Origin of the sequence: Photobacterium sp. GB-36, from assembly GCF_003026135.1 — a bacterium.
Taxonomy (GTDB): domain Bacteria; phylum Pseudomonadota; class Gammaproteobacteria; order Enterobacterales; family Vibrionaceae; genus Photobacterium.
Genome location: NZ_PYNY01000004.1, coordinates 235138 through 248042, shown reverse-complemented (window position 1 = coordinate 248042; position 12905 = coordinate 235138). Strand labels below are relative to the sequence as shown.

13 protein-coding genes are annotated in these 12905 nt (G+C 39.9%); 4 read left to right on the top strand and 9 right to left on the bottom strand.

The window, feature by feature from the left end:
• Positions 1 to 8 precede the first annotated feature (8 nt).
• Together atpD and C9J46_RS05805 are read left to right on the top strand one after the other, a co-directional pair.
• Positions 9 to 1394 carry a F0F1 ATP synthase subunit beta gene (gene atpD / locus C9J46_RS05810; RefSeq protein WP_107207373.1) on the top strand — a complete coding sequence of 462 codons (1386 nt, stop codon included), beginning with the start codon at positions 9 to 11 and terminating at the stop codon, positions 1392 to 1394.
• A gap of 16 nt (positions 1395 to 1410) precedes the next feature.
• The gene (locus tag C9J46_RS05805; protein WP_005366515.1) at positions 1411 to 1854 is read left to right on the top strand and encodes a F0F1 ATP synthase subunit epsilon; all 444 of its coding nucleotides are present in this window, start codon (positions 1411 to 1413) and stop codon (positions 1852 to 1854) included.
• A gap of 230 nt (positions 1855 to 2084) precedes the next feature.
• Here C9J46_RS05805 and C9J46_RS05800 read toward each other — a convergent pair whose 3' ends face one another.
• The 6 genes from C9J46_RS05800 to C9J46_RS05775 all read right to left on the bottom strand — a co-directional run bounded on the left by C9J46_RS05800 (position 2085) and on the right by C9J46_RS05775 (position 7886).
• On the bottom strand, positions 2085 to 2636 hold the full coding sequence (locus C9J46_RS05800; protein WP_107287965.1) for a DUF2799 domain-containing protein: 552 nt from the start codon (positions 2634 to 2636) through the stop codon (positions 2085 to 2087).
• A 318-nt stretch (positions 2637 to 2954) separates the two neighbouring features.
• A complete protein-coding gene (locus tag C9J46_RS05795; protein WP_107207371.1) occupies positions 2955 to 3527 on the bottom strand; it encodes a DUF2913 family protein in 573 nt (190 codons plus the stop codon).
• 280 nt (positions 3528 to 3807) lie between these two features.
• Entirely contained in the window at positions 3808 to 4152 is a 345-nt protein-coding gene (locus C9J46_RS05790) for a hypothetical protein (RefSeq protein WP_107207370.1), read from the bottom strand.
• A 92-nt stretch (positions 4153 to 4244) separates the two neighbouring features.
• The gene (locus C9J46_RS05785) at positions 4245 to 5963 is read right to left on the bottom strand and encodes a VRR-NUC domain-containing protein (RefSeq protein ID WP_233217698.1); all 1719 of its coding nucleotides are present in this window, start codon (positions 5961 to 5963) and stop codon (positions 4245 to 4247) included.
• Positions 5964 to 6003: 40 nt separating this feature from the next.
• Positions 6004 to 7020: a tryptophan--tRNA ligase gene (gene trpS, locus C9J46_RS05780; RefSeq protein ID WP_107290655.1), complete on the bottom strand. Its 1017-nt coding sequence runs from the start codon at positions 7018 to 7020 to the stop codon at positions 6004 to 6006.
• Positions 7021 to 7643: 623 nt separating this feature from the next.
• Positions 7644 to 7886 (bottom strand): hypothetical protein, encoded by a 243-nt coding sequence (locus C9J46_RS05775; protein WP_107290654.1) that lies wholly within the window; start codon positions 7884 to 7886, stop codon positions 7644 to 7646.
• A 109-nt stretch (positions 7887 to 7995) separates the two neighbouring features.
• Here C9J46_RS05775 and C9J46_RS05770 point away from each other — a divergent pair, with 109 nt between their 5' ends.
• Positions 7996 to 9525, top strand: coding sequence for a sodium:alanine symporter family protein (locus C9J46_RS05770; protein ID WP_107207366.1), 1530 nt, complete (start codon positions 7996 to 7998; stop codon positions 9523 to 9525).
• 58 nt (positions 9526 to 9583) lie between these two features.
• On the opposite strand, the gene C9J46_RS05765 is transcribed toward C9J46_RS05770, so the two are convergent.
• Entirely contained in the window at positions 9584 to 10141 is a 558-nt protein-coding gene (locus C9J46_RS05765; protein ID WP_107290674.1) for a type II secretion system protein, read from the bottom strand.
• A 386-nt stretch (positions 10142 to 10527) separates the two neighbouring features.
• Between C9J46_RS05765 and dbpA the strand changes: the two genes are divergently transcribed.
• Positions 10528 to 11913 (top strand): ATP-dependent RNA helicase DbpA, encoded by a 1386-nt coding sequence (gene dbpA, locus C9J46_RS05760; RefSeq protein WP_107290653.1) that lies wholly within the window; start codon positions 10528 to 10530, stop codon positions 11911 to 11913.
• Between the two features lie 98 nt (positions 11914 to 12011).
• On the opposite strand, the gene C9J46_RS05755 is transcribed toward dbpA, so the two are convergent.
• Positions 12012 to 12230 carry a hypothetical protein gene (locus tag C9J46_RS05755; protein ID WP_107261330.1) on the bottom strand — a complete coding sequence of 73 codons (219 nt, stop codon included), beginning with the start codon at positions 12228 to 12230 and terminating at the stop codon, positions 12012 to 12014.
• A gap of 274 nt (positions 12231 to 12504) precedes the next feature.
• On the bottom strand, positions 12505 to 12726 hold the full coding sequence (locus C9J46_RS05750; protein ID WP_107207363.1) for a hypothetical protein: 222 nt from the start codon (positions 12724 to 12726) through the stop codon (positions 12505 to 12507).
• Positions 12727 to 12905: the final 179 nt, after the last annotated feature.

Sequence of the window (12905 nt, the reverse complement as noted above, 5' to 3'; positions counted from 1 at the left end):
GACATCAAATGAGTACTGGTAAGATTGTCAAAGTCATCGGCGCTGTCGTTGACGTGGAATTTGACCAAGATAGCGTACCACGTGTATATGATGCGCTTACCCTTAGTGATAGTGAGCATGCTGAATTAGTATTAGAAGTACAGCAGCAAATTGGTAGCGGTGTTGTTCGCTGTATCGCAATGGGTTCATCAGACGGTCTTCGTCGTGGCCTAGAAGTGGTAAATACCAAAGCACCGATCACTGTCCCTGTGGGTGAAGAAACCCTTGGCCGTATCATGAACGTGTTAGGCTCACCGATTGATGAATGTGGTGAAATTGGCGAAAAAACCAAATATGCCATTCACCGTGAAGCACCGTCTTATGAAGAACAATCTAACAGCTCTGAACTGTTAGAAACGGGTGTGAAAGTTATCGACCTTATCTGCCCATTTGCTAAGGGTGGTAAAATCGGTCTGTTCGGTGGTGCGGGTGTAGGTAAGACCGTTAACATGATGGAGCTTATCAACAACATCGCGAAAGCACACTCGGGCTTATCAGTATTTACTGGTGTCGGTGAGCGTACTCGTGAAGGTAACGACTTCTACTACGAAATGAAAGAAGCTGGGGTACTTGATAAAGTAGCCATGGTTTACGGTCAGATGAACGAGCCACCGGGTAACCGTCTTCGTGTTGCACTTACTGGTCTAACTATCGCTGAAAGTTTCCGTGATGAAGGCCGTGATGTACTTCTGTTTATCGATAACATTTATCGTTACACATTGGCTGGTACTGAAGTATCAGCACTGCTTGGCCGTATGCCATCAGCGGTAGGTTATCAGCCAACACTAGCGGAAGAAATGGGTGTACTACAAGAGCGTATTACCTCAACGAAGACAGGTTCTATCACCTCTATTCAGGCGGTATATGTACCAGCCGATGACTTGACTGACCCATCGCCAGCAACGACGTTCGCTCACCTTGATGCGACGGTTGTACTGTCTCGTAACATTGCCGCGCTTGGTTTATACCCTGCGATTGACCCACTAGATTCTACTTCTCGTCAGCTTGATCCACTGGTTGTTGGTCAAGATCACTACGATGTTGCGCGTGGTGTACAAACCGTACTGCAGCGTTACAAAGAGCTTAAAGATATTATTGCTATCCTAGGTATGGATGAATTATCTGAAGAAGATAAGCAGACAGTATCTCGTGCTCGTAAGATTGAACGTTTCTTGACTCAGCCTTACCACGTAGCGGAAGTGTTTACCGGTCAACCAGGTGTATTTGTATCACTTAAAGAAACTATCGCAGGCTTTAAAGGCTTACTAAGCGGTGAGTATGATGACGTACCAGAGCAAGCATTCTTGTACTGTGGCGCAATCGAAGAAGTGCTTGAAAAAGCGAAAAATCTTTAAGGCGTAAGGAGGCATCATGGCTATTGGCGTAACCGAAAACACGTTCCAACTCAACATTGTGAGTGCAGAAGGTCCATTGTTTTCTGGCCCAGCTCATGCGCTGGCAATTTCTGGCTCTGATGGGGAATTGGGTATACGCCCTGGTCACTCTCCTTTATTGAGCCGACTAAAACCTGGTGTGGCGAGTTTTGTCACTGATCTAAAGGATCCTGAAGAAATCCTTTATATCTCAGGCGGGATTGTTGAAGTTCAACCCTCTGTAGTAACTGTACTTGCCGATACGGCAATGCATGGGAAGGACATTGATAAGGCTCGCGCTGATGAAGCTCGACGCGCCGCAGAAGAAAATATCAACAAGCATGCTGATGATATTAACTTCGCTATGGCGGAAATGGATCTGGCGAAAGCAATGGCACAATTACGTGCAGTTGAATTAACCCAGAAACAAATGCGCCGCTAACCTTGATGGAATAAATACAGTGACCGTTTGTTGGACTAAATCACCATAGAAAGATAAGCGGATATTGTTTTATACCATCAAGGGGGCACTCCTTTTGCATAACCATCATGGTGTGAAAGGAAAAGTAATAGATAGAATGGATGTTATTTATTGCTGATGGTATCTCCAGTAAACCCATCACAATTAAAGCCCTTACTTTGTACCGAGAGTAAGGGCTTTTTCATACCGTTTTAATAGTATGTATTCATTTGTGCTCGTACTTTTTCAAGTTCTTGTTTTAACTTGTTAAGTTGATGCTGCTTTCGTTTCAGATCGTTGGGTCTATTATTTATTTCATCAATCTGATCAAGCTTTTCACGGCGCTCACGTGGGGTGAGTTGGTCATAAATTAAACTGTTTTTTAACTCGTTTAATTTCTCTTTTTGGTTATCAATTTCATGTTGCTCATAGCTCAATTCTCGTTCTGCACGAGAAACATTTTCTTGCGCTGTGTAGAGTTGCTGGCCATGGTTATAGCCTTTTACAAACGCTTGGGCGGTATTTTGCGGGCAGACACCTTGGTAAGACTTACCATGAGATCCGACAAAAAAGCCATGGCTTTCAGTACAGTAGCTGATTAGGCCTTTTTGATAACCGGCTTGATACTGAGAAAAGTCAGCGCGAACATTGTATTCCGAACAGGCAGAGCTACGTTCGTTAAATTGGGTTGAAGAGGCACCTTGAGAGCCATCCATGTAACCCAGTGCTTGCCAGTTAGCTGTTTGGCACTCTTGTTGATTCATGACAGAACATGCGCTCAATGTTGAACACAGCATGAGTGTTATTGTTAAATTCTTTATCGTCATAGCTAACTTGTTACAAAAATATAAAGATGGATACTCTAAAGGTATCGTTAATAAAGATAAAGGTGTATCTCCTCTAAAATAGTTAAAAACGTGGTGATCTGGATGGTTAAAGTAAACTTTATTTGTAAATAAGTGAGCGGAAATGATATTGGAAAAAAAAGGGGGGAGGACAGCAAAGATAGCCTTTACGATTGTCTTTCGAAAAGGCTTAACAGCGATGAATTATAAGCTGACGGCTAGGCGACAATAGGCTGTTTAAAGACGAAATAGCTCAATACGTAAATGGTTTTCATCTTCATAAGCAATGACAGATTGGAAGCCTGTGCTCTTATCGACAATTGAAGAAAATTGATCTTTCAACTTTTCGTCGCCAATAAAGAGTATTTGCGTTGCTTTGGTCATTAAACCATCTTCATCAAAGCTTGATGTTAGATCTTCATCGACAACACAGACCAAGACTTTGCCATAACGCGCATTAAGATCAATGGCATGTGCCAATGAATACTGCGCTTTCGTGTCCAGCTCTGTTTCGATCTCTTGAATCAGGGCAATAAACTGGTAGAGATCGGTTGAGCTCATTTGCTGCAAACGTTCGCGTTCTTGATTTAATGTTGCTTCGAAATCGGTATTTAGCCTTCTACCCATTTGTAGCCAGCTTTTCGTCGTCTTCTTTACTCGTCGATACTGGTGAGATTTGACGATTGGCTTTAGGTATTGAACCAATATATTATTTTTTTCTGCAAGGCTTAGTCGTTTATCTAGTTTTTTGAATTCTAGGTGCAGTAAAGCGTGAGTACTAACGTCTAATAATAGTTCTGATTGGTTCATTCGAGTACCGAGTTGAAACAGGTATTAACAATAATATCATACTATTACTGAGGTAATAGTAGCGTCATATAGTAGACTTTTTTTCAATGACGATATACTAGCATGTTTGTTATAAGCGTGTCATAAACAAACAGTTACTGATAAAAAGTTTATATTTATAAGCGTCACGTAGGGCTTACAGAGGATAAATGACATGAGTAAATAGCGTAAGGTTAAGGTTTTAAGTGTCGCAATAATGCCTATTATCGGTATTGAGCAATAGGCACTTACAATACGATGATTAATGCGCGAACATCGTTTTTTCCATGGGATTGAATGCGGTTAAATCACCCGTCGGATTTAGCAAATGCGGTAGAATTTTGGGTAGATTTAGCTCGATATCTTTATCTGTAACAGGATTAATTATTTTGTTATACCAGCCAAGTAAGCCTAATACGGCATAACCGATAGCGTCATCATTATCACGGTGTTCAAGAATGATTTGAAGAAAGCGCAGTATAGCCTTATCTGGTGTTTTTGCCTGTTCTAATGTTTCGTTATACACCGCAGTTGCTTCTGCGACTAGGCCTTCGTACTCAGTATCAATTGCGACCTTAAATGAGCCGCCATCCACAGTTATTTTCATTATAAACATACCTGTTAGTGCTAATCGCAGCATGGTATCGAATTTACGGCAGGCTTTTATTACGCTAACGCAAAAAACGTCTATTTATTCGCTTAGTCTTCGTTAGGATCTGAAAATGTAATATAAGCCACTTGTGCGGGAATTCTATGTTGATCAAAAAAAGCGAGCCAACGTAATTGGTGGTCTTGTAGTTTATCACCGGGTCCTTTGACTTCTACCCACTGATAACCCGTGTCATTAAACATGATCAGATCAGGCATTCCTGAGCGGTGGTGGCGTAAGTCTTTTAGTAATCGACGAAACATTACCGCTAATTGAATTGGTGGTATATGGCTTAAAGCCAATGTAAGTGCTTGCTGACTAAATAGCTCCCAATGTACCCAGTAGTTAGAGATCCCTTGTTTTGTCTCAAAGTGTGTTTGCCAGCCATCATAGTGACCTTGTTCAATCGCTTGTAAGCGTTCATCAATTATGTCTTTTCGCTTGAGGTAAAACTCTGAATTGAACATATCCAGTGGCGCTAATTGGTAAGGATTAATAAAGCTGCCTTTGATGGGGGCAAAGATAATATCCCACATTGCTAACCCAAAAAGGCTGTTGAGAAATTGGTTCTCAAGATAGAACACCGTCCAACCTTGAGACTCAAAATAGCCAGCAGTGCAGTGTTCAACCCTTTGGTGTTCAGGATTCGCAAGTTGCAGTTGTATCGCTTTGGGAGCAAACGTTTTTGGAGCTGTAAAAATGTGATTGACTGACTTTGCGAGCTTTTTCTCTAACCTCAGACTTACGCCGTATTCATCTTCATTTTTCGCATCATGCTGAATATTTTTCACGACATCGTAGGCTGCTTGGTATTGCTGCTGCGCCATGAGTATTCGTGCTTGTCGTTCACGGCTTGGTGTACGTTCAGTTTGACGAAAGAGAGCAAGTGCTGCGTCATATTGATGGTTTCGCTCTAAATCTCGCGCCATATGATTGATCAGTTTTTGGCGTTTGTTTTCCAGCGGTAACCATGTTGATTGACTCGGTAATGCCTGCGCAAGGGTTGTTATTGCCTTATAGTCTTTTGTTTCATGAGCTTGCCAATATAAGTCAGACAGTTGGGTTAGGGCCAGCCATTGGTCGACTTGTTCTGTGGTGTGGAACAGTTGCGTGCTGGCATCAATCCGGTAATTTTCAAATTTATGGAGCCCTAAATCACTTAATACAAATTGGCTAAGATCTTGATGGCTATTACCAAAAAACAGCAATAGAAACTTTGCGAGCAGTGTTTGTTGTTGCACCATAACAAGTGGCTCGCTAATGACATTAAGCAAGTATTCACTATCATCATGGCTCTCTAATTTAAATAGTATTTCAGCTTTCTTATCTGTTTTTTCAATAAGGGTTGGGAATAAACGCTGTAGTTCAGGTTTGGTATAGAGTGAGAAAATATCACTGATGCTGATAACTTGCTGCTGGAGAAGAACGGTGATTTCTTGGCTAATAAAATGAGCATTAATCAGCGTATCTTTGGCTAAGTCGATATTTGTAATTTCGTCATAATTAAGTTTGTTAAAACGAAATAAGATCCCTTTACGTGATAGTAAGCGGATCAGCAACATTTGCGCATCGGTTGAAAGCTGGTGGAAAGATTGCAGCCAGTGCTTTTCATCTGTACTTAATAATGAAGCATGATACTGCTCTACGGTTTTAAGTAACGCCTTAAAGTTGTGAAGGTAGTAGTCTTGTTCGAGTTCGATGGTTGCCATATAACTGCACTGTGTGATTGGACGGCTATGTTTATCTGAAAATCGAGTCAGTATAAACATAGCTGCCTTTATACCCAAGTGACTTCGATATCCGAAGCCATTAGAAAAGGTTAAGCCCAAATGCGCTTTTCACATCATGTAATACGAGCTGAGTTTCTTGATTGGCTTTTTCGGTGCCTTTTTTCAATACTTCAACTAAATAGGCTTTATCATTTAAGTATTCTTCACGGCGTTGACGAATAGGCGTGATTAAGTCTTGTAAGCATGCCTCTAAGATTTTCTTTGTTGTACCATCACCTAAACCACCACGTTGGTAATGCTCTTTTAGTTCAGCGACATAGCTTTGATCTGGATGAAAAGCATCAAGATAGGTAAACACTACATTCCCTTCAATATTCCCCGGATCTTCAACCCGTAGGTGGTTTGGATCTGTGTACATTGATTTCACCGCTTGGCTAATTTGCTTACTGTCTGCGCCTAATGTGATGGCATTTCCCATTGATTTCGACATTTTATTTTTACCGTCCGTACTCGGTAGGCGTGCCACATTACTCAATAGTGCTTGGCATTCGACTAAGATCTCTTTACCAGCGATATGGTTAATTTTTCTTACGATTTCATTGGTTTGTTCTAGCATGGGTAATTGGTCATCACCGACAGGGATCAAATTAGCCTTGAATGCCGTAATATCAGCCGCTTGAGAAATGGGATAAGTTAAAAAACCGGCAGGAATGGAACGACCAAATGCTTTAGATTGAATTTCATTTTTAACGGTTGGGTTACGTTCAAGTCGAGAAATCGATACTAGGTTTGAGTAGTACATTGTTAGTTCGGCTAACGCTGGCAGTGATGATTGTAAACAAATCGTGGTTAAGTTGGGATCAATACCGACGGCGAGATAATCAGCTACCACGTTTAAAATATTCGATGCGACTTTCTGTGGGTTATGCCCATTATCCGTCAGTCCCTGCATATCAGCGACAAGAATGGTTTGTTGGTACTGATGTTGTAGTTGAATGCGTTGCTCAAGGGAACCCACATAGTGACCAAGGTGAAGTGGACCTGTTGCACGATCGCCAGTAAGAATGATGTTAGTGTTTTGGGGGGATGTTGACATAATCTTCTCCAGAAAAGAATGGTTGCTACCGGAGAGGGATGAAACGAGATCTTGTCTGTTCATGGCAAACCTTCCGGCAGCGTATGAACATAAAAATAAGGTGTGTTAGTTCAGCGCCGCTCTAGTAAGAGCGCCACCAACAAAGAAAGAGGTGAGGTGTACTTAATCGTAATTTCATGGTTAAAACAATATCCCTCTAATCTTTTTCTAGCAAGCATTTTATGCTTTATCTTGTTTACTAAAATTGAAAACTAACGACTGATTTTTTGAATACACGTAAATAGTTAAAAGGTATAAAATGCAGTACATAAAGATTAAATCGAGGTCTAAATTATGTCATTTAAGTCTACTTATTTCTTTTTCTTCATTTTTGCATCCGTACTTTGGATCGGTGTTCCATTACTTGCTGTTTCCGTTTAATAAGTTTTATTTAATCTTTATTTTGGATGATTATTCTAATTAAAAAGGGGGCTGGCCGGTAAAATAAAGAATATTATTTCATGGTAAATAATCGCTCTAGCAAGGCTACCTAGGTGATTGTGTTGATATTATATTCACTAATGTTGATTTTTTATTCTTTATTTTGTGCTAGTACTCTTTTCTTTATCCGATAGTCATCTCATTTATGCAGATAAAAATACTAATCTGTGTAAGATATTCTCCATAATTCGCGATTTTTTTGTAAGAAATATGCGATTTATATGATGATTATTCTCACCTGCTTGTTTGATTCCCATTCTAAAAATAGCGTCATATCCTTCCTTATTGTTTTTTATCTTGTTGTTTATTTTGTGTTTTTTATTTTCTTGTTCTTTGTTGGCAAGTAAGTTGACTGTTATTTTTGCGATATGCAACGCTTGTTTCATACTCTTATGATTGGGGCTTTATTCAAATTTAGGATGTTGCTATGTTAAAAGTGTAAACAAAATGTAAACCTATAAATGTGAATTTTGTATATTCAAACAAGGATGTTGTATGAATAAAATTTTAATGACGGCAGCCATGCTTGGCGCATCAGGTAGCACCTTTGCTAGCTCTCTTGATGAGAAGATTAATGAGGTTGTTGCTCCTATTGTTAACCCTTTTGTTGGAATGATTTTCTCTTCCATTCCGCTTCCTTTTACGGATGTTAAAGCGCCATGGATTGTACTTTGGCTTGTTGTCGCTGCTGTATTTTTTACCGCTTACATGGGCTTTATCAATATTCGTGGTTTTAAACACGCCGTTAAAATTGTTAAAGGGGATTATGCTGATCCTAAAGACAGTGGTGATGTCACCCCATTTCAGGCTTTATCGACAGCGCTTTCTGGTACTGTTGGTTTAGGTAATATTGCAGGTGTTGCTGTTGCTGTGACAATTGGTGGTGCTGGTGCAACGTTCTGGATGATCCTTGCAGGCTTACTGGGCATGTCGACTAAGTTTGTTGAGTGTTCACTTGCCGTTAAGTACCGTACTTATAATCCAGATGGCACTGTCTCTGGTGGTCCTATGTACTACCTAAGCCAAGGTTTAGAAAAACGTGGCAATGCAGCATTAGGTCGTACGCTTGCGGTTCTGTTTTCAATCTTTGCGATTGGTGGCGCGTTAGGCGGTGGTAACATGTTCCAAGCCAACCAAGCGTATAAGCAAGTTGTTGGTGTAACGGGTGGCGATTTATCTTTCTTTGCTGATAAAGGTTGGTTGTTTGGCTTGATCCTCGCGCTATTGGTGGCATTCGTTATCATTGGTGGTATTAAGTCGATTGCTAAAGTAACAGCGAAAGTTGTTCCATTCATGGCGATTACTTATGTTGGTGCAGCAGTCGTTATCCTAGTGATGAACTACAATCTGATTGATGATGCCTTTGCCCAAATTATTAATGGTGCATTTACCGGTGAAGGTATTACTGGTGGTGTGATTGGTGTGCTAATCCAAGGCTTTAAACGTGCAGCGTTCTCGAATGAAGCGGGTGTGGGTTCAGCGGCGATTGCTCACTCAGCAGTTAAAACCAAAGAGCCAATTTCTGAAGGTTATGTCTCTCTGTTAGAACCGTTTATCGATACGGTTGTGATTTGTACTATGACTGCCTTGGTTATCATTATTACGGGTCAATTAGGTTCAGGCCTTGCAGGTGTAGAATTAACTTCAGCAGCATTTGGTAGCTCAATTTCTTGGTTCCCATTGGTACTTGCTGTCGCGGTTGTTCTGTTTGCTTTTTCTACCATGATCTCTTGGTCTTACTATGGCCTTAAAGCGTGGACGTACCTATTCGGTGAAAGTAAGAAAGCGGAGATGGCGTTTAAACTGATGTTCTGTACTTTCGTTGTTATCGGTGCATCAATGAACCTAGGTCCTGTTATCGACTTCTCTGATGCAATGATCTTCTCAATGGCACTGGTTAACATTGTCGGTCTATACATCATGGCACCAGAAGTAAAACGTGATTTGAAAGATTACCTACTACGTTTGAAAAACGGTGAGATCAAAGAACAAGGTAAAGCTGCAGCGAAACTTGCTAAGCAATAAGGTATAGCTGTTAAATAGAAAAATGCCGAGCAATATGCTCGGCATTTTTATGTTTGGGCTATTTGCAAGGAGTAAACGTTAGCTTATAACCTGATGCTGTTGATGATGCAGGCGTATAGGTTAGGTAACAGTTATCACGATTCATTTTATAACCGATGAAATGACCTTCATCGTTCTTTGCTTGTTCAGCAAATTGTTTAAAGGTGATTCTGTTTTCTCCTGCGTGATTGGTAATACGCCAATCAGTATTAAAATTATCAATTAAGTTCTTTAATGTGCCGCTATCATTAAGCGGATAGCCATAAGCAAAGACACAGTCATGACCAGGTTTGTTTGAGCAGCCAGGAATGTTCAAATCCGCACCATATACACCAGCACCGTCTGAACCGCCTTTGTTACGAGTTGCAACGTAAGGCTCATTCTCTAGTCCTGCAATGGCTAGTTTTGAATACGTTGAACTAAATGCGGATTTTAATGAGCCTTCAAGCCCTCGTAATGACGCATCTCTGGCATCATTGTGTAGGTTCATAAACTTAGGCGCAGCGACTACTGCTAAAATACCAAGAATAACAATAACAACGATAAGCTCTATTAACGTAAAACCATTCTTTTTCATCGGGGATAACTCATACATCATTCAACTTGAGTGGTGTTTTTTGTGGATTGTATTCCTAGGTGATATTTTGGCAATATAATTATCTATTATAGAGTATTATTTTGGTTTGTTATTCATTTTAAGCGCTATTTGTTGAATGCTAGTGAATACGAATTGCTTAACGTTTTAAAAGATAACCTTGATGTGACGAAACATTGATTTTAGTCGGTCAATGAAAAGAGGTATTAGCGCGACGTTAGATAAACAAATGGGGTGATCCTGTTGAAGTAGATTGTCAGCATGCCCATTAGCTGTTAGTGTCGCACCCCTTACGCATGCTTGCTAAATCAACATGCTGATATTCTAAAAACACGCTATGGTGTGTTAGTTGTATACAGGACATAATTTTGAGCCAGACTGCTTTTTCTACGTTAAACCTTAACCCTGATTTGCTCAGTAACTTAACGTCATTAGGTTACGACGCAATGACGCCGATCCAAGCGCAAAGCCTACCTTTAATTCTTGAGGGAAAAGATGTTATTGCTCAAGGTAAAACAGGTTCAGGTAAAACAGCAGCATTTGGCTTGGGATTACTACAGAATCTAAAAGTAAAACGCTTTCGTGTGCAGACGCTAGTATTATGCCCAACGCGTGAGCTTGCCGATCAGGTAGCGAAAGAGATTCGTCGCTTAGCTCGTGCAATTCACAATATTAAAGTTTTAACATTATGTGGCGGTACACCTTTCGGGCCACAGATTGGTTCATTAGAACATGGTGCGCATATTATTGTGGGCACGCCGGGTCGTGTAGAAGAACACGTGCGTAAAGGCTTTCTATGTTTAGATGAGCTAAATACGTTAGTGCTTGATGAAGCTGACCGTATGTTAGAAATGGGGTTTCAAGACTCATTAGATGCCATCATTGATGTTGCGCCAAGCGATCGCCAAACACTGCTGTTTAGTGCAACCTATCCAACTCAAATTGCTTCTATTGCAAAACGTATTATGCGTAACCCTGTTGAAGTGAAAGTTGAATCTAACCACGATAATAGCAGCATCTCTCAGCACTTTTATAAAGTAGAGAGTAATGATGAGCGCTTACGTGCTGTACGTTTGTTACTTAGCCAGCATCGCCCTGAGTCATGTGTGATTTTTTGTAATACCAAGCGTGAAGCACAAGAGATTTCTGATGATCTTGAAGATTACGGCTTTAGCTCAATTGCATTACACGGTGATTTAGAGCAGCGTGAACGTGATCGTACTTTAGTATTGTTTGCTAATAAAAGCCGTTCAATTCTAGTGGCAACTGATGTGGCTGCACGTGGCCTTGATATTGATAATCTTGATGCGGTGATTAACTATCACTTAGCACGTGATACTGAAGTGCATGTGCACCGTATTGGTCGTACTGGTCGTGCAGGTAGTAAAGGTATTGCTTGTTCGTTATTTAGCGATAAAGAACATTATAAAGTCGCATTACTTGAAGATTACCTTGATCGCCCAATCTCAGGTGAAGCGTTACCAGCCGAGCATCTATTAGATCAACCAACGTTCCGCCCTGAAATGGTAACGTTAATGATTGATGGCGGTAAAAAACAGAAAGTCCGTCCGGGTGATATTTTAGGTGCATTGACGGGTGAAAATGGTATCGCTGGTAATGATGTGGGTAAAATTAATGTTTTTGACTTCTGCGCTTATGTAGCAGTGAAGCGTGAAGTTGCACGTGCTGCATTGAAGAAGTTAGAAAACGGTCGAATTAAAGGTCGTAACTTCCGCTCTCGTCAATTACGCTAAGAGCTCATTTAATTGAATAAAAATTCTAAAGAAAAGCCGATAGTAATATCGGCTTTTTTATTATTCATTATTAATAAACCACGATAGAACAAAGTGTTTTATAAGAAATAGTGTTGGTATTGAGAGTAAATTAACTCACTAAGATAGTAAGAAAGTTGGAATGAATGTTCATCAATACACAAGGTACAGTCTCGCTCTTCTTCATCAATTGAGTTGATAGCTATCGCAATTGTTTTCCATAATTGTAATTCGCGACTTAGTGGTATATCAGCGATGAGTTTTTCATCACTATTGAAATTTATTGTTAAAATGGCCATGCGGAATAATACAGTGGTAAAGTTGAGCGATGATATGCATAATTATTCCTTTAAGCAATAGTTATGCGGTTTTTATGGCATTAATATCCCAAAATACCGCTTGCTTATCAGAATTTTTTGAATAGTTATTATAAATAAGCTGGTTGAGGTTATGAATATTTAGAGTTAGCTATTAGAGCCGTTTAAATAAGATAAGATGATAGAAAAAAAGCCGATGCAATATCGACTTTTGTAAAATAGGTTGAATAACTTCATTTAGAGATTCAGGAAAAGGCTATAAAAAATAATGTTGGTACTGAACATAAATGGTTTCACCTAGGTGTTGAGGCACTTTAAAAGAGTGATCATCAATACTTAAAAAGCTGTAGATGTCATTAGCTTCATCTTCTTCTTTTAAAGAAATTGCAACCATCTTCCAAAGTTGCAGTTCGTGAGTTGGAGGGATCTTAGCAATGAACTTTTCATTTGCAGCGAATGTAATATTTAATGTAGCCATACTGATAACCTTATAATCTTCCTGTGCAAGAAGAATAGCCCTAAGATACCCACAGGCAATTATTTATGTTTATAGCGTTATTGAGATCTCATTTTTTACTTTTGGTTGTTTGTTTCTAAGTGACTTATTTGCGTAAAAATGGCAACAAATAGTCTCGTCTCTTTATCTTATCCTTGTTT